The 21,216-nt window shown below is 68.3% G+C and carries 19 protein-coding genes; 7 read left to right on the top strand and 12 right to left on the bottom strand.

Translation table 11 applies throughout. From position 1 onward, the window contains the following. The first annotated feature begins 35 nt into the window (after positions 1-35). Complete coding sequence (locus ACCD06_RS31805; protein WP_109076446.1) at positions 36-1,043, top strand: TRAP transporter substrate-binding protein; 1,008 nt, start codon at positions 36-38, stop codon at positions 1,041-1,043. Positions 1,044-1,356: 313 nt separating this feature from the next. Beyond that, on the top strand, positions 1,357-3,420 hold the full coding sequence (locus tag ACCD06_RS31800; RefSeq protein WP_413346261.1) for a methyl-accepting chemotaxis protein: 2,064 nt from the start codon (positions 1,357-1,359) through the stop codon (positions 3,418-3,420). A 146-nt stretch (positions 3,421-3,566) separates the two neighbouring features. Here the strand turns inward: ACCD06_RS31800 and pcaG are convergent, their stop codons facing one another. From pcaG to ACCD06_RS31760, 8 genes are all read right to left on the bottom strand, one after another. After that, the gene (pcaG, locus tag ACCD06_RS31795; protein WP_413346259.1) at positions 3,567-4,124 is read right to left on the bottom strand and encodes a protocatechuate 3,4-dioxygenase subunit alpha; all 558 of its coding nucleotides are present in this window, start codon (positions 4,122-4,124) and stop codon (positions 3,567-3,569) included. A gap of 5 nt (positions 4,125-4,129) precedes the next feature. After that, positions 4,130-4,867: a protocatechuate 3,4-dioxygenase subunit beta gene (gene pcaH / locus ACCD06_RS31790; protein ID WP_413346257.1), complete on the bottom strand. Its 738-nt coding sequence runs from the start codon at positions 4,865-4,867 to the stop codon at positions 4,130-4,132. A gap of 25 nt (positions 4,868-4,892) precedes the next feature. Continuing rightward, the gene (locus ACCD06_RS31785) at positions 4,893-6,266 is read right to left on the bottom strand and encodes a 3-carboxy-cis,cis-muconate cycloisomerase (protein WP_413346255.1); all 1,374 of its coding nucleotides are present in this window, start codon (positions 6,264-6,266) and stop codon (positions 4,893-4,895) included. Positions 6,267-6,287: 21 nt separating this feature from the next. Beyond that, positions 6,288-6,686: a 4-carboxymuconolactone decarboxylase gene (pcaC, locus tag ACCD06_RS31780; protein WP_413346252.1), complete on the bottom strand. Its 399-nt coding sequence runs from the start codon at positions 6,684-6,686 to the stop codon at positions 6,288-6,290. 14 nt (positions 6,687-6,700) lie between these two features. Continuing rightward, the gene (pcaD, locus tag ACCD06_RS31775; RefSeq protein WP_413346250.1) at positions 6,701-7,498 is read right to left on the bottom strand and encodes a 3-oxoadipate enol-lactonase; all 798 of its coding nucleotides are present in this window, start codon (positions 7,496-7,498) and stop codon (positions 6,701-6,703) included. 154 nt (positions 7,499-7,652) lie between these two features. After that, positions 7,653-8,855: a 3-oxoadipyl-CoA thiolase gene (gene pcaF / locus ACCD06_RS31770; RefSeq protein WP_413346248.1), complete on the bottom strand. Its 1,203-nt coding sequence runs from the start codon at positions 8,853-8,855 to the stop codon at positions 7,653-7,655. 4 nt (positions 8,856-8,859) lie between these two features. After that, positions 8,860-9,669, bottom strand: a complete 810-nt coding sequence (locus ACCD06_RS31765; protein WP_413346246.1) for a CoA-transferase subunit beta — start codon at positions 9,667-9,669, stop codon at positions 8,860-8,862. Then, positions 9,669-10,529 (bottom strand): CoA transferase subunit A, encoded by an 861-nt coding sequence (locus ACCD06_RS31760; protein WP_413346244.1) that lies wholly within the window; start codon positions 10,527-10,529, stop codon positions 9,669-9,671. The genes ACCD06_RS31765 and ACCD06_RS31760 overlap by 1 nt, the downstream gene beginning before the upstream one ends. 348 nt (positions 10,530-10,877) lie before the next feature. Here ACCD06_RS31760 and ACCD06_RS31755 point away from each other — a divergent pair, with 348 nt between their 5' ends. The 5 genes from ACCD06_RS31755 (at position 10,878) to ACCD06_RS31735 (ending at position 15,614) form a co-directional block, all read left to right on the top strand. Next, positions 10,878-12,062, top strand: coding sequence for an ABC transporter substrate-binding protein (locus ACCD06_RS31755; RefSeq protein ID WP_109076455.1), 1,185 nt, complete (start codon positions 10,878-10,880; stop codon positions 12,060-12,062). Between the two features lie 196 nt (positions 12,063-12,258). Further along, positions 12,259-13,128 (top strand): branched-chain amino acid ABC transporter permease, encoded by an 870-nt coding sequence (locus tag ACCD06_RS31750; protein ID WP_413346241.1) that lies wholly within the window; start codon positions 12,259-12,261, stop codon positions 13,126-13,128. After that, entirely contained in the window at positions 13,125-14,159 is a 1,035-nt protein-coding gene (locus ACCD06_RS31745) for a branched-chain amino acid ABC transporter permease (RefSeq protein WP_413346239.1), read from the top strand. Before ACCD06_RS31750 ends, ACCD06_RS31745 begins: the two co-directional genes overlap by 4 nt. Then, the gene (locus tag ACCD06_RS31740; RefSeq protein WP_413346237.1) at positions 14,156-14,911 is read left to right on the top strand and encodes an ABC transporter ATP-binding protein; all 756 of its coding nucleotides are present in this window, start codon (positions 14,156-14,158) and stop codon (positions 14,909-14,911) included. Before ACCD06_RS31745 ends, ACCD06_RS31740 begins: the two co-directional genes overlap by 4 nt. Next, positions 14,901-15,614, top strand: coding sequence for an ABC transporter ATP-binding protein (locus ACCD06_RS31735; protein WP_413346234.1), 714 nt, complete (start codon positions 14,901-14,903; stop codon positions 15,612-15,614). Before ACCD06_RS31740 ends, ACCD06_RS31735 begins: the two co-directional genes overlap by 11 nt. A gap of 178 nt (positions 15,615-15,792) precedes the next feature. On the opposite strand, the gene ACCD06_RS31730 is transcribed toward ACCD06_RS31735, so the two are convergent. The 4 genes from ACCD06_RS31730 to ACCD06_RS31715 all read right to left on the bottom strand — a co-directional run bounded on the left by ACCD06_RS31730 (position 15,793) and on the right by ACCD06_RS31715 (position 21,199). After that, on the bottom strand, positions 15,793-16,824 hold the full coding sequence (locus tag ACCD06_RS31730; RefSeq protein ID WP_413346232.1) for an amino acid ABC transporter substrate-binding protein: 1,032 nt from the start codon (positions 16,822-16,824) through the stop codon (positions 15,793-15,795). A 55-nt stretch (positions 16,825-16,879) separates the two neighbouring features. Beyond that, entirely contained in the window at positions 16,880-19,108 is a 2,229-nt protein-coding gene (locus ACCD06_RS31725; RefSeq protein ID WP_413346230.1) for a methyl-accepting chemotaxis protein, read from the bottom strand. A 581-nt stretch (positions 19,109-19,689) separates the two neighbouring features. Further along, positions 19,690-20,397, bottom strand: coding sequence for a response regulator (locus ACCD06_RS31720; RefSeq protein WP_413346228.1), 708 nt, complete (start codon positions 20,395-20,397; stop codon positions 19,690-19,692). 58 nt (positions 20,398-20,455) lie between these two features. Then, on the bottom strand, positions 20,456-21,199 hold the full coding sequence (locus tag ACCD06_RS31715) for an amino acid ABC transporter ATP-binding protein (RefSeq protein WP_109076463.1): 744 nt from the start codon (positions 21,197-21,199) through the stop codon (positions 20,456-20,458). Positions 21,200-21,216: the final 17 nt, after the last annotated feature.

The raw sequence follows: 21,216 nt of genomic DNA, 5'->3' as shown, positions 1-21,216 counted from the left end.
AACGAAACACCAGATCTCAAGGGAGTTCGACACCCATGTTCCGCAAACTGCTGCTCGCCACCGGCATCGCCGCCGCCCTGCTCGCCCCGATCACGGCCTCCGCCCAGGACGTGAAGACCCGCATCATCCGCTTCGGCTACGGCCTGTCGGAGAGCAGCAACCAGGGCCGGGCGGTGAAGTATTTCGCCGACGAACTGTCCAAGCGCAGCGGCGGCAAGCTCAAGCTGAAGGGCTTCGGCGACGCCAGCCTGGGCAGCGACATCCAGATGCAGAACGCCCTGATCGGCGGCGCGCAGGAGATGATGGTCGGCTCCACCGCCACGCTGGTCGGCATCGTCAAGGATTTCGGCGTCTATGACCTGCCCTTCCTGTTCAACAACGAGAAGGAAGCCGACGCCGTGCTGGACGGCCCGTTCGGCGAGAAGCTGCTGAAGTCGCTGAACGACAAGGGGCTGGTCGGGCTGGTCTATTGGGAGAACGGCTTCCGCAACCTGACCAACAGCAAGCGCCCGATCACCAAGGTCGAGGACATGGGCGGCATCAAGCTGCGCGTGATGCAGAACCCGGTCTATATCGACATGTTCAACCGCTTCGGCGCCAACGCGGTGCCGCTGGCCTTCTCCGAGCTGTTCACCGCGCTGGAGACCGGCACGGTCGACGGCCAGGAGAACCCGGTCACCACCATCCAGTCGTCCAAGTTCTATGAAGTCCAGAAGTACCTGACCATTTCCCGCCACGTCTACAGCCCGTGGATCATGCTGGCCAGCAAGCGCTGGTACGACGGCCTGTCGGCGGACGAGAAGAAGATCCTGAACGAGGCCGCCGTCGCCTCGCGCGATTTCGAACGCAAGGACAGCCGCGAGGCCTCGGCCCAGAGCGTGGCCTACCTGAAGGAAAAGGGCATGCAGATCAACGAGCTGAGCCCGGCCGAGCTGGACCGCATGCGCGAGATGGTCAAGCCGGCCTTCGACAAGTACGCCGCCGACGGCGGTGCCGAGGTGCTGAAGGACCTGCAGTCCGCCATCGCCGCCGCCCGGAAGTAATCGCGGGCGACGCATGCCGACGTTGTGAAGGGGGCGGACCGGGACGACCGGTCCGCCCCTTTTTCTTTATGTCGCGGAGTGAAGGTTGTATGTGCCCGAAGGATTCGGGTGATGGTCCCAAAGCATGAACTTTCAGACTAAGGTATGAGCGCTTGCCATTTTTGAAAGTTTTCCTCTTCATCTGTTGGGATGACAGATATATTAGCAATTAATTTACTTCAATTTAACAGAACTGCGCGACAGTCGGTCAGGGGTGTCGGACCCTTGTCCGGGTATGTCGTGGGGATCATCGATGTTCAAGAAGTTGCCTTTGGTGACCAAACTGGTTTTGGCGATCGGCGTGGTTCTGCTGGTCGGGCTGGGGATCGGCACGGTCGTGATCTCCGCCAAGAGCGGGGCCGATACCGACGCCTTGTCCTTCAAGGTCGGGGACGAACTTGGCAAATACCATGCCGAAACCGTCGAGCGGCGCCTGAACGACGCCATGAACATCAGCCGCCTGATGCGGACCACCCTGCTGAGCCTGAAACGCAGCGGCGTCGCCGACCGCGCCAAGCTGAACGACTGGCTGAAGAGCCTGCTGGAGAGCAATCCCGCCCTGATCGGCGTGTGGGTCGGCATGGAGCCGAATGCGCTGGACGGCAAGGACTCCGACTTCGTCAACAACGCCGGCAGCGACGCCAGCGGCCGCTTCATTTCCTATTGGAACCGCGGCAGCGGCAAGGTCCAGTTGGAGGCGCTGACCGCCTATGACGACCCCGGCCCCGACGGCCTCTATTACCAGCAGGCCAAGCGCACCGGCAAGGAAGTGATCGTCGAACCCTACAGCTATGTGGTGGCCGGCAAGACCATCCTGATGGTGTCGCTGGTGGTTCCGATCATGGAAGGCGGCAAGTTCGTCGGCGTCGCCGGCGTCGACATCGCCACCGACGAGATCTGGAACGAGCTGAAGACGGCGAAGCCTTTCGGGACGGGGTCTGTCTTCCTGATCTCCAACGGCGGCCTGTGGGCCGGCTACAGCAACGCCGACCATATGGGCAAGTCGATCCTGCAGACCAACGAACGGCTGAAGGAGGCGTTGCCCGCCATCCGCGACGGCAAGACCTTCGCCCATTTCTCGGTGTCGGCCAGCCTGAAGACCGAGGTCAAGCAGCTGTTCCGGCCGGTCGAGATCGGCGACACCGGCACGCCCTGGTCGGTGCTGATCAATCTGCCGATGAACCAGATCGAGGCGCCGAAGGAGGAACTGCGCAGCTTCATCGCCGTCGGCGCCGTGCTGCTGACCGTCGGCCTGCTGCTGGCGCTGTGGCTGTCGACCCGGACCATCGTCGGCACGCCGCTGCGCCGGATCATCGCTACGGTGGAGGCGCTGACCGCCGGCCGGCAGGACGTGGAGGTGCGCGACCGCGACCGCGCCGACGAGATCGGGTCGATCAACAAGGCGCTGCAACTGTTCAAGGAGAATGCCGGCCGCGTCGCCGAGATGGAGGAGCAGCGCCGCCGGGACGAGGCACAGGCCGCCGAACGGCGCAGGCAGGATCTGGCCCGCATGGCCGACCGGTTCGAGGGCACGGTCGGCGGCGTGGTCGCCAGCGTGACCGAGCAGGCGGAGCTGATCCGCACCGATTCGGAAGGGCTGTCGGCCATCGCCGAGCAGACCAACGCGCAGGCCTCCGCCGTCGCCAGCGCCGCCGACGTCGCCAGCAGCAACGTGCAGACGGTGGCCGCCGCGGCGGAGGAGCTGGCCCACTCCATCGAGGAGATCAACCAGCGCATCGCCGCCTCGTCGCGCATGGCGAACGACGCGGTGGGCGAGGTCGAGAAGACCAACGGCACGGTGGCCGGTCTGGCCGAAGCGGCGCAGAAGATCGGCGACGTGGTGAACCTGATCCAGTCCATCGCCGGCCAGACCAACCTGCTGGCGCTGAACGCCACCATCGAGGCGGCGCGGGCGGGGGAGGCCGGCAAGGGCTTCGCCGTCGTGGCGCAGGAGGTGAAGAACCTCGCCAGCCAGACCGCCAAGGCGACGGAGGAGATCGCCGCCCAGATCGCCGAGATCCAGTCGGTTAGCGGCAGCGCCGTCGGCGCCATCCAGGCCATCGGCCGCACCATCGTCGGCATCAGCGAGACGGTCACCGCCGTCGCCGCCGCGGCGGAGGAGCAGGGGGCGGCGACCCGCGAGATCAGCCGCAACGTCCAACAGGCCGCCGCCGGCACCCGCGAGGTGTCCACCAACATCGAGGGCGTCACCCGCGCCGCCAGCGAGACCGGCAGCATGGCCTCCCAGGCGCGGGCGGCGGCCGACACGCTGTCTCACCAGTCGGCGCAGCTGCGGACCGAAGTGCAGCGCTTCGTGGCGACGATCCGGGAGGGGTGAGTTGGGCGTCGGTTACTTGTGGAGCTAGACCCCCACCTAACATCCCCCGCTGGGCGGGGGAGGGGACAAGTGCTGATGCGGGAGAGTGGCGGCAGTCCCTCCCCCGCCCAGCGGGGGAGGTTAGGTGGGGGTCTAACCTCGCCCCCTCAACAGTCGAAAAACACCGTCTCCCCCTCGCCCTGCAGGCGGATGTCGAAGCGGTAGACCACGCCGCCCGGCACTTCGGCGCGCTGGGCGATCAGGGTGTCGCGGCGGTCGGCGGGGACGGTCGTCAGCACCGGGTCCGCCGCGTTCGCAGCGGTCTCGTCGGAGAAGTGCAGGCGGGTGAAGAGGTGGCTCAGCATGCCGCGGGCGAACACCGTCACCGCGATGTGCGGGGCGTGGCCGGCCTCGCAGACGCCCGGCTTCACCGTGTCGAAGAAGTAATAGCCTGCGTCGTTGGTGCCGCAGCGGCCGAAACCTGCCGCACCGGGGGCGTGTTTGCCGTCGGCGCCGGCCTGCCAGATCTCCACCACGCAGTCGCGGATCGGTGCGCCCTCGCCGTCATACACCACGCCTTCGATGCGGATGTGCTCGCCGGGCATGTCGCGGGTGGCCAGCCGGTTGGTCGCCAGCGGGTGGCGGCCGTAGAGTTCCGGGGTCCAGGCATAGGCGAAATAGGGGCCGACGGTCTGGGACGGGGTCTGTTTCAGCATCTGGCTCATGGGGGTCAGCCCTCCATCGGCGTGGCTTGGCGGCCGCGCAGGACGATGTCGAATTCATAGCCGAGCGCCCACACCGGCTCGGTCACGTCGATGGAGAAGCGGGAGACCAGCAGCTCGCGCGCGCCCTCCGGCACCCCGTTGTAGATGGGGTCGAGCGGCAGCAGCGGATCGCTCGGGAAATACATCTGGGTGACCAGACGGGTCAGGAAGGACGGCCCGAACAGCGAGAAATGGATGTGCGCCGGGCGCCACGCATTGTGGTGGTTGCCCCAGGGATAGGGGCCGGGCTTGATCGTGGTGAAGCGGTAGCGGCCCTCGGCGTCGGTGATGCAGCGGCCGGCGCCGAAGAAGTTGGGGTCGAGCGGCGCGTCATGCTGGTCCCAGCGGTGGACGTAGCGGCCGCAGGCATTGGCCTGCCAGATCTCCAGCAGCGTGTGCGGCACCGGCCGGCCGCTTTCGTCCAGCACGCGGCCGGTGACGATCATGCGCTCGCCGATCGGCTCGCCATTGACGCGGCCGTTCTTCGTCAGGTCGTTGTCGAGCGGATCGACGCTGTCATGGCCGAACACCGGGCCGCTGCGCACCGACAGGCACTGCTTCATCGGGATCAGCGGCTTGGACGGCGAGCGCAGCACCGTCGATTTGTAGAGCGGCGACAGGTAGGGCGGGTGTTGCGCCCAATCGCGGGGGCTGAAATCACGGGGATCGGAATCTCCCGGCGCCTCGTGAACGGCTGTGTCCATCTTGGGGGTCCCTCCTTGGGAGCGGTCAGCTTTGCCGATCTTGTGTTTGTCGGTGGTGGTCGAGCACGCGGTCGATGAAGTGGGAGGCGGAGCCGGTGTAGTTCAGCGGGTCGAACAGGCGGTCGAGGGTGTCGGCGCCCAGCGCCTGCACCACTTCGGCATCCTCGGCCAGCACGTCGCGCAATGGGCGGGCGGAGGAGGATGCGCGGCGGCTGGCGTCGGCGACGCGGGAATGGGCGGCCATGCGGCCCATGCGGTCGCCGAGAGCCATGGTGACGGCTTCGGCCAGGATCAGGCCGCGGGTCAGGTCGAGGTTGGCGCGCATGCGCTCGGCATCGATGGTCAGGCCGGCGATGGTCTCGCGGGCATGGCGGGCGGCGCCGGCGACGAGGCGGCAGAGGTCGGGCAGCGCCTGCCACTCGGCATGCCAGCCGCCGAGGCCGCGTTCATGCTCCTGCACCTGCGCGGCCAGCAGTCCGCCGACCAGCGCCGGGGCGCGGATGGCGGTGGAGAGCAGGACGGCGCAGGACACCGGGTTGCGCTTGTGCGGCATGGTGGAGGAGCCGCCGCGGCCGGGGGCGGACGGCTCGAAGGCTTCGGCGACCTCCATCTGCATCATCAAGGAGATGTCGCGGCCCAGCGTGCCCAGCGTGCCGGCGAGGATGCCGAGGGACGAGGCGAGTTCGGTGATGCGGTCGCGGCTGGCGTGCCAAGGCAGGGCGGGAAGGGGGAGGTCCAACTCCTTCGCCAGAGCCTCCGCCACCGCAGGGCCGGCGTCGCCGAGGGCAGCCAGCGTTCCTGCGGCGCCGCCGAATTGCAGGGCGAGGCGGGCGCGGGCGGCGGCGATGCGCTGACGGTCGCGGCCCAGCGCGTCGAGCCAGCCGGCGGCCTTCAGGCCGAAGGTGGTCGGCAGGGCGTGCTGCAGCCAGGTGCGGGCGACCATCGGCGTGGCGCGGTGACGGTCGGCGAGGTCGGCCAAGCCGTCGGCCAGCGCTGCCAGATCGGCGTCGAGGCCGTCGAGGAAGCGGCGCAATTGCAGCATCAGGCCGCTGTCCATGGCGTCCTGGCTGGTGGCACCCCAATGGACGTAGCGGGAGGCCTCCTCGTCGGTGGCCTTCACGGTGCGGGTCAGGTGCTTGACCACCGGGATCGCGGTGTTGCCGGCCAGCGCCGCCTCCGCCCCCAGCGCGGCCAGGTCGTAGAGGTCGGCCCGGCAGGCTGCCTCGATGGCCGGAACGGCACGGGCGGGGATGACGCCGACCGCCGCCTCCGCCCGCGCCAGCGCCGCCTCGAACTCCAGCATGGCTTGCAGCCTTGCGGTCGGGGAGAAGGCATCGGCCGCCGCGTCGCTGGTGAAGAGCGGGTCGAGCAGCGGGTCGGCATGGTGGATGGCGGTCATGGTCGGCTCACCCCTTACTTTTCACCCTCGTTGGGCGTCTTCCTCGTCCATCTCGGCATAGACGGCGCGGGCCAGCGCCATGGCGTGGTTTCCGGTGGGGACGCCGGCATAGACGGCGGCCTGCATCAGGATTTCCTTCACCTCGTCGCGGGTGACGCCGGTGTTGCGGGTGGCGCGGATGTGCAGCTTCAACTCGCCGTCCTTGCCCAACGCCGCCAGCATGGCGATGGTCAGCATGCTGCGCGTCCGGATGTCCAGGCCCGGCCGGGTCCAGATCTGGCCCCAGGCGGTCTTGGTGATGAACTCCTGGAAATCGGCGTCGAACTCGGTGGCGCGCTCCAGCGAGCGGTCGACATGGGCGTCGCCCAGGACCGAACGGCGAACCGCCATGCCGCGGTCGTAGAGATCCTTATCTTTCATCTCTGGGTCCTTCATCACAGGTCCCTCAGGAAGCCGTCGATCAGGGCGGCCAGTTCCGCCGGCTTTTCGACGCCGGGGATGTGGGCGGCGCCGGGCAGCAGCTCGAAGCGGGCGCCGGGAATGCCGGCAGCCAGTTCGCGGGCGGAATCGGGCGGGGTGGCGACATCATGCTCGCCGCAGATCACCAGGGTGGGGGCGGTGATGGCAGCGTTGGCGGCACGCAGGTCGGCATCGCGGATCGCCATCGAACAGCCGACATAGCCGTCCTCGGTGGTGCGGGCGACCATGGCGGTGTAGCCGCGGATCTGGTCGGGACGGCTGTCGCGGAACGCTTGGGTGAACCAGCGGGCCATCACCCCGTCGGAAATCGCGGTCATGCCGCGGGCGCGGATGGCGGCGATGCGGTCGGTCCAGACCGATTGCGGGCCGATGACGCCGGCGGTGTCGCACAGGATCAGGCCGTGGATTCGGCCGGGCGCCTTGACGGCGAGGCGCTGCGCCATCATGCCGCCGATCGACAGGCCGCAGACATGGGCGCGTTCGATGCCGAGAGCGTCGAGCAGGCCGGCGGCGTCGTCGGCCAGCAGGTCCATGCTGTAGCCGGCATCCTCGGTGACCGGCGTCACCTGGGTCAGGCCGTGGCCGCGCATGTCGTAGCGCAGCACGCGGTAGCGATGCGACAGCAGGGGCACCACGGCGTCCCAGATGTGGAAGCTGGTACCGATGGAGTTGGCGAACAGCAGCACCGGCGCGTCGGCCGGGCCGGTCAGGTCGTAGTGCTGGGTGATGCCGGCGGCTTCGAGGAAGGGCATGGGGGGTCCGCCTGTGGTGGTTGTTCTGGTCAGGTTTCGGCTGACGGTGCCCCCACCCTAACCCTCCCCCGCTGGGCGGGGGAGGGGATTGGTGCTGATGCGGGAGGGCGGCGGCAGTCCCTCCCCCACCCAGTGGGGGAGGATAGGTGGGGGTTTAACTTACCCGCTCGATCATCACCGCGATGCCCTGGCCGACGCCGATGCACATGGTGCAGAGCGCCGTCCGGCCGCCGGACTGTTCGAGCTGGTGGAGCGCGGTGGTCGCCAGACGGGCGCCGCTCATGCCGAGCGGATGGCCGAGCGCGATGCCGCCGCCGTTCGGGTTCACATGCGCGGCGTCATCCGGCAGGCCAAGCTCGCGCAGGACGGCGAGCGCCTGGGCGGCGAAGGCCTCGTTCAACTCGATCAGGTCGATGTCGGCGATGCTGCGGCCGAGACGTTCCAGCAGCTTGCGGGTGGCGGGGACCGGGCCGATGCCCATGACGCGCGGCGGGACGCCGGCGGTGGCGCCGCCGAGGATGCGGGCGCGCGGGGTCAGGCCGAAACGTTTCACCGCCGACTCCGACGCGATCAGCAGGGCGGCGGCGCCGTCATTGACGCCCGAGGCGTTGCCGGCGGTCACCGTGCCGCCGGGGCGGACGATTGGCTTCAGCGCCGACAGCGCCTCGATGGTCGTGGCGCGGGGATGCTCGTCGGTCGTCACCACCGTCTCGCCCTTGCGGGTGCGGATGGTGACGGGGACGATCTCGCGGGCCATGCTGCCGTCGGCGATGGCGCGGGCGGCGCGCTCCTGGCTGCGCAGCGCGAAGGCGTCCTGGTCGGCGCGGGCGATCTTCCAGTCGTCGGCGACGTTTTCCGCCGTCTCCGGCATCGAGTCGGTGCCATAGGCCGCCTTCATCGCCGGGTTGACGAAGCGCCAGCCGATGGTGGTGTCGAAGATCTCGGCCTGCCGCGAGAAGGGAGCGTCGGCCTTGCCCATGACGAAGGGGGCGCGGCTCATGCTCTCCACCCCGCCGGCGATCATCAGCTCGGCCTCGCCCGCCTTGATGGCGCGGGCGGCGGTGGCGAGCGCGTCGAGGCCGGAGCCGCAGAGCCGGTTCATCGTCGTGCCCGGCACCGCGTCGGGCAGTCCGGCCAGCAGCGCCGACATGCGGGCGACGTTGCGGTTGTCCTCGCCGGCCTGGTTGGCGCAGCCATAGATGACGTCGTCCACCGCGGCCCAGTCGACCGAGGGGTTGCGCTGCATCAGCGCGCGGATCGGCACGGCGCCGAGATCGTCGGTGCGCACCGAAGACAGCGATCCTGCATAGCGGCCGATGGGGGTGCGGATGGCGTCGCAGATGTAAGCGTCACGCATGGTCTTATCCTTCTCCGCCAACCTGCCCATGGGCGGCTGCGGTGCGGGCCTGGAGGTCGCGGAGCGCCGTCAGGGTTTCGGCGTCCGGGATTTCGGTGGTCTTCAGGTCGGGCGAGATTTTCAGGTCCCAGCCGGTGGCCGCCTTCACCTGCTCCACCGTCACGCCGGGATGGATGCCGGTCAGGGTCAGCTCCTTGCTCACCGGGTCGGGGGTGAGGATGCCGAGGTCGGTGATGACGGCCGTCGGCCCGGCGCCGCGAATGCCGGCTTTCGCCCGCGCATCACCGCCGTCGAGATAACCGGCGGAGGTGACGAAGGGCAGCTTGGCGACGAAGGCCTTGGGGCTGTGCTTCAGGACGATGAAGACCTCCTTGGCCTGGGAGGCGATCTCCGGCGCGCCGCCGGCACCGGGCAGCCGCACCTTGGGCGCGTCGTAGGGACCGATGACGGTGGTGTTGATGTTGGCGAAGCGGTCGACCTGCGCCGCGCCGAGGAAGCCGACGTCGATCCGCCCGCCCTGCAGCCAGTAGCGGAAGATCTCCGGCGTGCCGACCACGGTGTCGGCGGTCAGGGCGAGGTCGCCGTCGCCGATCGACAGCGGCAGCACCGTCGGCTTGGCGCCGATCGGGCCGGATTCATAGATCAGCACCACCTCGGGCGCATGGGTCAGCCGGGCGAGGTTGGCGGCAGTGGAGGGCAGGCCGATGCCGACGAAGCAGACGGTGCCGTCCTTCAGCAGGCGGCTGGCCGCCACCGTCATGATCTCGGTCGCGGTGAACTCGAGAGTTTCGGCAGTGGTGGTTTCGGCACTCATCACGCGGCCTCCTTCATGCTTTCGGCCAGCACGCGGCGGAAGCCGGCGAAATCGTCGGTGTCCAGCACATGGCGCTGCATCCAGGCCTGGAAACTGTCGCGCGAGCGGGCGATGGGGTCCCACGCCTTGTAGAAGCGGTTGTCGCGCTCCGAATAGCCCTGCGCGTAGGATGGATAGGCGCCGCCGGGGACGGGGCAGACGGCGGAGAGCGCCCAGCTCGGCAGCACGCAGGCGTTCGGTGGTGCCTCCAGGTCGTCGACGATCTCCTCCACCGTGACGATGGAGCGCTTGGCGGCGAGCACCGCCTCCTTCTGGACGCCGAGGATGCCCCAGAGCAGGACATTGCCGCGGCGGTCGGCCTTCTGGGCGTGGATGACCGTCACGTCGGGGCGGACGGAGGGGATGGCGGCCAGCTTCTCGCCGGTGAAGGGGCACTCGACGAAGCGGATGTTCGGGTTGACCTTCGGCAGGTAGGAGCCGGTGTAGCCGCGCAGCAGGGCGAAGGGCAGGTTGGAGGCGCCGGCGACATAGGCGTTGGCCATGCCGGCGTGGCTGTGCTCCTCGATGGCGAGTTGGTGCGGCCAGCCCTGTTCGACGGCATCGCGGAAGCGGTGGAGGGAACCGACGCCGGGGTTGCCTCCCCAGGAGAAGATCAGCTTCACGGCACAGCCCACGCCGATCAGCTGGTCGTAGATCAGGTCCGGCGTCATGCGCACCAGCGTCAGGTCGCGCCGACCCTGCCGGATGATCTCGTGCCCGGCGGCATGGGGAATCAGGTGCGTGAATCCTTCCAGGGCGACGGTGTCGCCGTCTCGCACGAGGCTCGCCACCGCGTCGCGCAGGGGCGTGATCTTCGCCATATGACCTCCCGAGTGTGCGAAAATCGCACGAGTAATCATCTTTACGCACAGAGTGGCGATGGCGGCGGCTTGGTGTCAAGGTCGAAAACGGCAAATGAAGGGCGTTTATCGCCCCTATTGCGCCGCAACATGAACTTTGTGCGGCGCTGTGCACTGCATGTTGACCAAAAATATTTTTATATCAGTGCATTAGATAGAAGACCGATATTGTGCGATTATAGAACATAACATCAAATATCGCACTTGACGGTTCGTCCATCCCTCAGTACGGTTGGCACAACAGTCAATGACCGGGACCCAGCGATTGGGAGTTCCGGCGCCGGCATATGGTCACATGTGGGAGGGACAATGACGAGGACTCTGCGCAACGCGCTGCTGGGTGCGGCGTTCGGTCTGGCGCTGGCGGCCGGTCCGGCCGGCGCCGCCACCATCAAGGTCGGCGTCGTGGCGCCCTTCTCCGGGCCGTTCGGCGTGGTCGGCAAGAGCTTCAAGGAAGCGATCGAGGTCTATCAGGCCGAACATGGCAAGACCGTCGGCAACGACACGGTGGAGTTCATCTACAAGGACCTCGACCAGCCGAACCCGTCACAAAGCAAGGCGCTGTCGCAGGAGCTGATCGTCAAGGACAAGGTGTCCTTCCTCGCCGGCTATTTCTTCACGCCGGACGCGCTGGCCGTCGCCCCGCTGATCGACGAGGCGAACATCCCCTGCGTGATCTTCAACGCCGCCACCTCCGCCATCACGGAGAAGTCGCCGCGTTATGTCCGCACCTCCTTCACCCTGTGGCAGAATACGGTGCCGCTGGCCGAATACATGGCCAAGCAGGGCATCAAGAAGGCGGTGTCGGCGGTCAGCGACTATGGCCCCGGCATCGACGGCGAGGCCGCCTTCAAGACCACCTTCGAGAAGAATGGCGGCACGGTGGTGGACACCATCCGCATGCCGCTGAAGTCCAACGACTTCGCGCCCTTCATGCAGCGGATCAAGGATTCGGGCGCCGAGGCCGTCTATGCCTTCCTGCCGGCCGGTCCGGCGACGCTGGCCTTCGCCAAGGCCTTCAATGACACCGGGCTGCGGGCGGCGGGCATTAAGTTCTTCGGCCCCGGCGACCTGACCCAGGAACCGGACCTGCCGGCGCTGGGCGACGCGGCGATGGGCATCACCACCAGCTTCAACTACAGCCGCGCCCATGATTCGGCGATGAACAAGGCCTTCGTCGCCAAGCACAAGGAGATGTTCGGGTCCTACGACACCGTCACCTTCACCTCGGTCGGCGCCTATGACGGCACGCACGTCATCTATCAGATGATCAAGAACGGCGGCGGCAAGATCGACGGCGCCAAGGCGGTGGAGTCGGTGAAGGGCATGAGCTGGGAAAGCCCGCGCGGGCCGCTGACCATCGACCCGGACAGCCGCCACGTCACCCAGACGATCTATCTGCGCACCGTGGAGAAGGTCGACGGTAAATTGGAGAATGTCGAGAAGCAGGCGTTCCCGAAGCAGCCGGACTATGGGTACAAGTTGGCGAAGTGAGGGGGGATCGTCCCTCTCCTAACCCTGGAAGAATCCCCTCTCCCCCCCGGGGAGAGGGTTAGGGTGAGGGGGATGCAGAGGGTGGATTAACAAGCGTCGGACAGTCCGGCTCCTCTACCAACTTCACGCCACGCATCCCCCTCACCCCGACCCTCTCCCCGGGGGGGAGAGGGAGAAGGGCAGACGGACGCACATCATGGAAACCATGTTCGGGATCGCCGTCGACGGGGTCGCCTACGGCATGATCCTCTTCATCATCTCCGTGGGGCTGTCGGTGACGCTGGGGCTGATGCGGGTCGTCAATCTGGCGCATGGCGCCTTCGCCATGGTCGGCGGCTATATCGCCTCTTATGCGGCGCAGGAGGCCGGGCTGCCCTATGCGGCGGCGCTGGTGGTGGCGGTGGCGCTGACGGTGCTGGCAACGCTGCCGCTGGAGCGGCTGCTGTACCGCCGCATCTACGGCTCGGCCAACGAGCTGGCGCAGGTTCTGCTGACCATCGGCCTGACCTTCGTGATCGTCGCGGGCATCAATTACCTGTTCGGCCCGACGCTGAAGCGCATTCCGCTGCCGGAGCTGCTGACCGGCACGGTGGAGCTGGGGCCGAAGGCGATCCCGACCCACCGCGCCTTCGTGATCGCCGCCGGGGCGGCGACCCTGCTGGGGTTGTGGTGGCTGCTGGAGCGCACCGATTTCGGCATCCGGCTGCGCGCGGCGGTCGATGATCCCGCCATGGCGGCGGCGCTGGGCATCCGGACGGAGCGGCTCTATCTGGCGACCTTCGCGCTCGGCACCGGGTTGGCGGCGCTGGGCGGCGTGCTGGGGGCGGAGCTGCTGCCGCTGGAGCCCTATTACGCCATCCGCTACATCGTGCTGTTCCTGGCGGTGGTGGCGGTCGGCGGGGCCGGCAGCATCTTTGGGTCTGCCGCGGCGGCGCTGGCGCTGGGCATCGTCGACACCGCCGGCAAATACCTGATCCCGAGTTTCGGCGAGTTCTTCTTCTACGCCGCGCTGATCCTGATCCTGTTCCGCTGGCCGCACGGCTTCTTCAAAGGGAGGACGGCATGACGAGCGTCGCCGAGCGAGACGAGAACGGCGACAGCAAGGCCGGCCAGATGACCCGACGCACCCCCCTGGCGGCCCGCCGCGATCTCGGCTGGATCGGCATTCCGCTGGTCGCGGCGGTCGGGCTGGCCGCCTTCTGGCTGCTGCCGGACGATCTGGCGCTGCTGACCCGCATCGCCGCCTCGGCCCTGTTCGTGCTGTCGCTCGACCTCGTGCTCGGCTATGGCGGGATCGCCACGCTGGGGCAGGCGGCGATGTTCGGCTCCGGCGCCTATGCCGCCGGAATCGTAGCGGTCAACTGGAACAACGACCCCTTCGTCATGCTGGCGGCCGGCGGGCTGGCCGGCGGGCTGATCGCGCTGGCCACCGGCGCCTTGATCCTGCACGCGCGCGGGCTGACCCTGCTGATGCTGACCATCGCGGTCGGGCAGATCGTGCAGGAGGTCGCCAACAAGGCGCGCGACTGGACCGGCGGCAGTGACGGGCTGTCAGGCATCGACCCGGCGCCGGTGCTGGGGATGTTCCGCTTCGACATGTATGGCCGCACCTCCTACCTGTTCGCGCTGGCGGTGCTGGTGGTCGGGCTGCTGGTGGCGCGGCGGATCGTGCGCTCGCCCTTCGGGTTGGCCTCCCGCGGCGTGAAAGAGGATCCGCTGCGGATCTCCGCCATCGGCGGGTCGCCGAAATCCTATCTGGTGGTGCTCTATGCCGTGGCCGGGGTGTTCGCCGGGGTGGCGGGGGCGCTGACCGCGGTGACCAGCGGCATCGTCGGGCTGGACAGCGCCGGCTTCCCCTGGTCGGCGGAGGCGCTGGTGATGCTGGTGCTGGGCGGCACCGGGCGGCTCTATGGCGCGGTGATCGGCACGGCGGCCTTCATGGGCATCCACCACATCCTGGCCGCCAGCGACCCCTTCCACTGGATGGGCTTCATCGGCCTGTTCCTGATCGGCATCGTCCTGTTCCTGCCCGGCGGCATCGCGTCAGGTTTGGAACGGCTGGGCGGGCTGCTGCGGGGGAAGGGGGATAGGACATGACCAAGCTTCTTGAGGTCGAGGGGCTGAGCAAGAATTTCGGCGGCCTGCAGGTGTCGTCGGACATCTCGATGACGCTGAATGCCGGCGACCGCTGCGCCCTGATCGGGCCGAACGGGGCGGGGAAAACCACCTTCGTCAACCTCGTCACCGGGGTGATCCAGCCCAGCGCCGGCACCATCCGGCTGGACGGCCGCGACATCACCCGGCTGTCGGCGGCGGAGCGGGTGCGGCTGGGGCTGATCCGCAGCTTCCAGGTGGCGCGGCTGTTCAAGTCGATGACGGTGCGCGAGCATCTGGAGCTGGCGGTGCTGCAGCGCGACCGCCGCACCTTCCGGCTGTTCGCCAATGTCGCCAAGGCGGCCGGGCTGGCCGACGAGGTGGCGGGGCTGCTCGACACCATGGGGCTGACGCAGGTCGCTCATACGGCGGTGGGCTCGCTGGCCTATGGGCAGCAGCGGCTGCTGGAGATCGCGCTGGCGCTGGCCATGAAGCCGAAGGTGCTGATCCTGGACGAGCCGGCGGCCGGCGTACCGCATTCGGAAAGCCAGCGCATCCTCGACGCCATCGACCGGCTGCCCAAGGATCTGGCGGTGCTGATGATCGAGCACGACATGGATCTCGTCTTCCGCTTCGCGAGAACCATCGTCGTGCTGGCGCAGGGGCGGCTGCTGTGCAGCGGCACCGCCAAGGAGATCGTCGCCGACCCGCGCGTGCGCGAGGTCTATCTGGGGAGCCGCGCCAATGCCCACTGATGCTGTCGGAGCGCTGGAGGTGACGGATCTGCGCGCCGGCTACGGCAAGACGCTGATCCTCGACGGCGTGTCGCTGGCCGTGCCGGCGGGCGGGCGGCTGGCGCTGCTCGGCCGCAACGGGGTGGGGAAGACGACGACGCTGGCGACGCTGGTCGGCCAGACCACCCGCCATGGCGGCAGCATCCGGCTGGACGGGGTGGAACTCGGCGGGATGAGCAGTTCGGCGCGGGCGGCGGCGGGGCTCGGCTATGTGCCGCAGACGCGCGACATCTTCAAATCGCTGACGGTGGAGGAGAACCTCGTCACCGGGCTGAAGGGGCGTCCGCGCTCGGCGCTGGAGGAGGCGTATGCGCTGTTTCCCCGGCTGGGCGAGCGGCGGCGCAACGGCGGCGGCGAGCTGTCGGGCGGCGAGCAGCAGATGCTGTCGGTCGCCCGCGCCCTGCTCGGCAAGCCGACGGTGCTGCTGCTGGACGAACCGCTGGAGGGGCTGGCGCCGGTGATCTGCGACACGCTGATGAAGGCCCTGTCGAAGCTGGACATGACCATCCTGCTGGTGGAGCAGCAGGTCGACCGGGCGCTGGAGTTCGCCGACCGCGTGGTCTTCCTCGACCGCGGCCGGGTGGTGCATGCCGGACCGGCGGCGCAGGCGAAGGCCGATCCGGCGCTGCTGGAGCGGCATCTGGGCGTGGCGCTGGCGGCGTAGGGGCGCTGGGGGATCCCCCCTCTCCCCCCCGGGGAGAGGGTCGGGGTGAGGGGGATGCACTGCGTGGTTTTGGTTGGGAGCGGGGAGTGCGCGATGCTTGAGAATCCTGGCTGCGCGTCCCCCTCACCCTAACCCTCTCCCCGGGGGGGAGAGGGGATCTTGGCGGCTTAAAGGGATTTCACCGGAACGGCGGGGCGTACAGCAGCCCGCCCTCGGTCCAGGGCTTGTTCATGCCGGGGTCCATGCCGTAGGGAGTGCCGAGGTTGCGGTCGAAGATCTCGCCGTAGTTTCCGACCTGCGCCAGCACCTGCAGCGCCCAGTCGTCGGGCAGGCCCAGCGTGCGTGCGACGGTGCCGGCGTGGCCCAGCATGCGGTGCAGTTCGGGATCGTCGGGGATGCGGCCGGCCTGCACATCGGCGGCGGTGACGCCCTTGGCGTCGGCCAGGACGATGGCGTGGAGGACCCAGCGGGTGATGTCGTACCAGTTGCGGTCGCCGCGCGCGATGTAGGGGGTCAGCGGCTCGCGCGAGATCACGTCGGGGTAGATGGTGATGCCCATCCCGGCCTGGCGGTAGCCGGCCAGCGAGGTCACCAGAACCGTGCGGTCGGTGGTCAGCAGGTCGCATTCATGGGCGAGGAAGGCCTGCAACGCCTCGTCCAGCGTCTGGAAGGTGCGGATCGTCCAGGGCAGGTCGGACTTGCGGATATAGTCCTCCAGATTGCGGACCGTGGTGGTGGCGGTCTTGACGCAGACCGTGCGCGGCCCCAGCCGGTCGAGCGGCGGTGGCGGCGTGCCGTCGCTGTGAACGGCGAAGCCCTGGCCGTCATGCAGAAGCGGCATCAGGAATTCGATGTCGTGCGACAGGTCGCGGCTGAAGGTCCAGGTCGTGGTGGTCAGCGCCACGTCGACGTCGTGCTTCTCGACCGCCTGGAACTCCTGCGGCTTTTCCGGCAGGCGGACGACGCGGATCGCCTGGGCGTTGCCCAGGGTCGCCGCGGCGAAGACCCGGCAGACATCGACCAGGAAACCGTCGAGATGCCCCTGCGGGTCGGAGAAGGAGATGCCGCTGACGCCGCTGCGCAGGCCGCAGATCAGGAAGCCGCGGCCGTGGATGCGTTCCAGCGTGTCGCCGTCGTCGGCCCGCGCCGATGGAGCCAGCACCGGTAAGGCCGACACCAGCGCCAGCAGCAGAAGCAACACCAGCCGCATCCCGACACCCATCCCCTGACCCGTCCCGTTCCCCGCCTGTCCGTGGTGGGCGGGGTCAGGCCGCCTGCCCGGCGCGCAGCGTGCCGAGCAGACTATGCAGCGAAGCGGCTTCCTCGGCCAGCGTGTTCGCCGTTTCGGTCAGCGAGGCGGCGATGTCGCCGGTGCGCGCCGCCTGGGCGCCGACGCCGTCGATCAGCGCCGCCACCTCTCCCGTATTGCCGGCGATCACGCCGACGCGGTCGCGGATGTCGGTGGAGGATTCGGTCTGGCGGGCCACCGCCTCGCCGATCAGGTCCTGCACCTCGTTGATGCGCTCGACCGAGCCGGAGATGCGGGCGAAAGTGCCGACGGTGTTCTGGATGCTGCCGTTGATGGCGCCGACCGAGCTGGCGATCTGCACGGTGGCGTTGGCGGTCTCCTCCGCCAGCTTCTTCACCTCCGCCGCCACCACGGCGAAGCCGCGGCCCGCGACGCCGGCCGCCGCCGCCTCGATGGTGGCGTTCAGCGCCAGGAGCTTGGTCTGGTGGGCGATGCCGGTGATGACGTCGACGATTCGGCGGATCTGCTCGGTGTTCTCGCCCAGCTGGCCGACCACCTCGCGGGCGGCGGTCAGCTCGTCCAGCGTGGCGCCGACCACGCCCGCCGCCTCGGTGGCGAGGCTGGAGACGGTGCCGATGGTGTCCATCAGCACCTCTGCGCTGTCGTTGCAGGTGGTGGCGTTGCGGTTGCTCTCGGCGACGAAGCTGCCGGCGCTGACCGTGCTGTCGATGGTGCCGGCCGATTCCCGGCGCAGCGCGTCGGCCAGTTCGCGCAGCTGGCCCGACTGGGTGGCGACGCCGGACGCCACCTGATGCACGTCCTCCATCAGCTGGCGGGCCAGCGCGGCGGAGCGCATCTGCTCGGTCACATCGGTCCAGGACAGGGTCTTGCCCAGCACGTTGCCCTGGTCGTCGAAGACGGTGTCGACATGGGCCTCCACCGTCGTCTCGCCGACCGTCAGGGGGCGGCGCGGGATCGGCGGGCGGGTGGGATCGGTGCAGGCGGCGGTGAAGTCCGGCCCCTGGGCCAGCAGGTCGGGGCCGGCGGGGTCGATGCCGTGCGCCTCGCAGAAGGTCCGGGCGGCGGGATTGACGAACCCTACTTGGCCGTCCGTGCGCAGGAGCGCCGTGGGCACCGGGCTGCTGTCGACCATCCGCTTCATCAGCAGAACCTGCTCCACGCTGCCGCGCAGGTGGCGGAGCGCGGTCGCCATCACCGCCAGCTCGTCGCGGCCGGTGCGGGGGATCTCGATGGACAGGTCGCCGGCGGCGATCTGCTCCATGGCGCGGGCGAACTTGCGCAGGTTGGCGAAGACGGCGACGCGCAGCAGCAGGGCGGCGGCGATGGCGACGGCCAGCGCGAAGGCGCCGACCATCTTGAGCGCGTCGTTGCGCAGAGCCTCCGTCGCGCCGACGAACTCCGACACGTCGCGCGAGATCTCCGCCGCCGCCCAGGGCAGCCCGCCGTCGCCGCCGAGCGACACGGTGGTGGTGGAGAGTTGCGCGTGGGCCGACGGCTCGCCGCCCTTGGCCTCGAACAGCACGCCGCCCTTGGCGTCGGTGAAGCGGATGTCGGCGTCGAGAACGGCGCCCAGGCTGGACAGGGCCGGCAGCGGATCGGTCACCACCTCGAGGAAGCCCAGGACGCGGAAACCGCCGATGGGCACGATCATGCTGAACAGCGGCCGGCCCTGGCCGTCGCGCCACAGCAGGCTGGCCGGGCGGCGCTTGTCGGCGATGTCGCGCGACTTCAGCGCCTCGAACAGCGGGGCGACGGTGGCGACGCTGTCCTGCTCCCCGCCGGTGGCGGCGATCCGGGCCATGTCGGCGTCATAGACGGCGACCGAGATCAGCCGCACCTCGCGGTCGACCACCACGGGCCGCGCGTTGATGTTCTTCAGCGCCAGCATCGTCTTGGCCGGGTCCTTCTGGTTGATGCTGTCGACCAGGAAGGAATCGCGGCTCCATTCGTTGGCGTGGTTCTGGAGCCACTCCGTGTAGTTCTTGCGGATGCGGTCGTTGGCCAGCACCCGCAGGGTCGCCGCCGCGCTGCTGTTGAAGGTTTCGAGCGCGAAGCCGGTGTAGCGTTGCGACACCCAGGCCTGGCTGGCGATCAGCGCCGCCACCAGCACGCCCACCACCGACACCATGGCGCGGCGCAAGGTCCAGAAGCGGTGGCGCGCGCCGCCGTCGTCCAGGGTGCCGCCCGTTTTCGTCACGCCTGCTTTCGTCGAGATCGCCGTCATGCCCAAACCCCCCACCGCCACAAAAACGGTTCCACGGATTGCTACGCGCACATCGTCGCAGGGCCCTTTGAACGGTTTAGCGTCTAATTGTGAACAGCTCGTGTCTTTTGGTTTGCATTTGAGACAAGCGGGAATGCCGGAGGGAAGACTTCGGACGGCTTTCGTGAGCAGACGGGCGGTCTATGACTTTCCTATGGGGGAATGCTGCAAGACGAAAAGCAACCGGGTGTGGCGGGTTGACTTCGGAAGAGGCCGGTTGCCCGCTTTGGTGCATAAAGAATGGGCCACGGCAACGCGCTAAAAATTTTTCGCGATTTCCGGTGGCCCAGGTTGCCGAGCGCGTGGCCGCCGCAAGACTGAAGCGACGGGGGAGTTTGCTCGGGGTTCGGTGATACGCGTTCCCTCTCCCGCCCCGCTCCCCCTCTCCCCCCGGGGAGAGGGTCGGGGTGAGGGGGTGGCATAGAGTGGATTCGGTGGCGAATGGGAACTGTGCAGTTCTTGGGAATCCTCGCGGTGCGACCCCCTCACCCTAACCCTCTCCCCGGGGGGGAGAGGGGATCCTGGCCGGTCTGAAGATTTCCTCACCCGTCCTGCGTCACGTCGCCGGCGAAGAGGTAGCCGGTGCCGTGGACGGTGACGATCAGTGTCGGGTCGGCGGGGTCGGGTTCGATCAGGCGGCGCAGGCGACGGACGAGGCTGTCGATGGTGCGGTCGGTGGCGTCGGTCTTGCGCCGCGTCGTCGCCGTCAGCAGATAGTCGCGGTTCATCACCCGGCCTGGATTGCAGACGAAGGTCGACAGCAACTCGAACTCCGCGCCGGTCAGCCGCACCGGGTTGCCCTGCGGGTCGGTCAGGCGCATGCGGTCCAGCCACAGCGTCCAGCCGGCAAAGCAGCGCCGGCGGTCGTCGCGCTGGTCGCCCGGCGCCTTCAGCCGGCGCAGCAGGTTGCGCACCCGCGCCAGGATCTCGCGCGGCTCGAAGGGCTTTGCGATGTAGTCGTCGGCCCCCATCTCCAGCCCGATGATGCGGTCCAGCTTCTCCGCCCGGCTGCTGACCAGGATGATGCCGATCTCCGACACCGCGCGCAGTTCGCGGGTCAGGGTCAGCCCGTCCTGGCGCGGCAGCCGGATGTCGAGCAGCACGAGGTCCACCGCCGTCGCCGCCAGCAGATCCTTCAGCTCCTCCGCGCTTCGGGCCAGCAGGACGTCGAAGCCCTCATCCGTCAGGTAGGACTTCAGCGTCTCGCGCGTCACCGCGTCGTCGTCGGTGATGGCAATGGTCGCCGGCATGGCCCTCTTATCCGCCTCTCCGCGCCCCCCTATCGGGGATGCCGCCTCAATGTTCGCCTCAATGTTCCAGGATCTGGCCCAGGAACTGGCGGGTGCGCTCGCTTTTCGGGTTCTCGAAGAATTCGGCCGGCGACCCGCTCTCGATGATCGAGCCTTCGGCCATGAAGACAATAGAGTCGGCGACCTGCCGGGCGAAGCCCATTTCGTGGGTGACGCAGACCATGGTCATGCCCTCGCCCGCCAGCTCCGTCATCACGTCCAGCACCTCCTTGACCATTTCGGGGTCGAGGGCCGAGGTCGGCTCGTCGAACAGCATGATCTCTGGGCGCATGCACAGCGCGCGGGCGATGGCGACGCGCTGCTGCTGGCCGCCGGACAGCTGGCCGGGGAACTTGTGCGCCTGATCGGGGATGCGCACCCGCTTCAGGTACATCATGGCGATTTCCTCGATCTCGGACTTCGCCATGCCGCGGACCCAGATGGGGGCCAGCGTCAGGTTCTGCAGAACGGTCAGGTGCGGGAACAGGTTGAAGTTCTGGAACACCATGCCGACCTTGCGGCGGATCTTCTCCACCGCCTTCACGTCGTCGGTCAGCTCGATCCCGTCGACGATGATGTGGCCGGTCTGGTGCGCCTCGAGCCGGTTGATGCAGCGGATCATCGTCGACTTGCCCGAGCCGGAGGGTCCGCAGACGACGACCTTCTCGCCCTTGCCGATGCTGATGCTGACGTCGCGCAGCGCGTGGTAGCTGTTGTACCACTTGCCGACCTTGCGGAGTTCGATGATGGCGTTCTCGGTCATTGCTCGGTCTCCAGAGC

The organism is Azospirillum sp. CT11-132, assembly GCF_047302835.1.
Taxonomy (GTDB): Bacteria; Pseudomonadota; Alphaproteobacteria; order Azospirillales; family Azospirillaceae; genus Azospirillum.
Note: the sequence above shows the minus strand (reverse complement) of the source record. Positions and strands in the feature narration are given on the sequence as shown.

Excerpts from the sequence above, each read along its gene's own strand:
- ACCD06_RS31805 (WP_109076446.1), top strand. The coding sequence starts at position 36 with ATGTTCCGCAAACTGCTGCTCGCCACCGGCATCGCCGCCGCCCTGCTC.
- pcaG (WP_413346259.1), bottom strand. The coding sequence starts at position 4,124 with ATGAGCCAGATGCTGAAACAGACCCCGTCCCAGACCGTCGGCCCCTAT.
- pcaH (WP_413346257.1), bottom strand. The coding sequence starts at position 4,867 with ATGGACACAGCCGTTCACGAGGCGCCGGGAGATTCCGATCCCCGTGAT.
- ACCD06_RS31785 (WP_413346255.1), bottom strand. The coding sequence starts at position 6,266 with ATGACCGCCATCCACCATGCCGACCCGCTGCTCGACCCGCTCTTCACC.
- pcaC (WP_413346252.1), bottom strand. The coding sequence starts at position 6,686 with ATGAAAGATAAGGATCTCTACGACCGCGGCATGGCGGTTCGCCGTTCG.
- pcaD (WP_413346250.1), bottom strand. The coding sequence starts at position 7,498 with ATGCCCTTCCTCGAAGCCGCCGGCATCACCCAGCACTACGACCTGACC.
- pcaF (WP_413346248.1), bottom strand. The coding sequence starts at position 8,855 with ATGCGTGACGCTTACATCTGCGACGCCATCCGCACCCCCATCGGCCGC.
- ACCD06_RS31765 (WP_413346246.1), bottom strand. The coding sequence starts at position 9,669 with ATGAGTGCCGAAACCACCACTGCCGAAACTCTCGAGTTCACCGCGACC.
- ACCD06_RS31760 (WP_413346244.1), bottom strand. The coding sequence starts at position 10,529 with ATGGCGAAGATCACGCCCCTGCGCGACGCGGTGGCGAGCCTCGTGCGA.
- ACCD06_RS31755 (WP_109076455.1), top strand. The coding sequence starts at position 10,878 with ATGACGAGGACTCTGCGCAACGCGCTGCTGGGTGCGGCGTTCGGTCTG.
- ACCD06_RS31750 (WP_413346241.1), top strand. The coding sequence starts at position 12,259 with ATGGAAACCATGTTCGGGATCGCCGTCGACGGGGTCGCCTACGGCATG.
- ACCD06_RS31745 (WP_413346239.1), top strand. The coding sequence starts at position 13,125 with ATGACGAGCGTCGCCGAGCGAGACGAGAACGGCGACAGCAAGGCCGGC.
- ACCD06_RS31740 (WP_413346237.1), top strand. The coding sequence starts at position 14,156 with ATGACCAAGCTTCTTGAGGTCGAGGGGCTGAGCAAGAATTTCGGCGGC.
- ACCD06_RS31735 (WP_413346234.1), top strand. The coding sequence starts at position 14,901 with ATGCCCACTGATGCTGTCGGAGCGCTGGAGGTGACGGATCTGCGCGCC.
- ACCD06_RS31730 (WP_413346232.1), bottom strand. The coding sequence starts at position 16,824 with ATGCGGCTGGTGTTGCTTCTGCTGCTGGCGCTGGTGTCGGCCTTACCG.
- ACCD06_RS31725 (WP_413346230.1), bottom strand. The coding sequence starts at position 19,108 with ATGACGGCGATCTCGACGAAAGCAGGCGTGACGAAAACGGGCGGCACC.
- ACCD06_RS31720 (WP_413346228.1), bottom strand. The coding sequence starts at position 20,397 with ATGCCGGCGACCATTGCCATCACCGACGACGACGCGGTGACGCGCGAG.
- ACCD06_RS31715 (WP_109076463.1), bottom strand. The coding sequence starts at position 21,199 with ATGACCGAGAACGCCATCATCGAACTCCGCAAGGTCGGCAAGTGGTAC.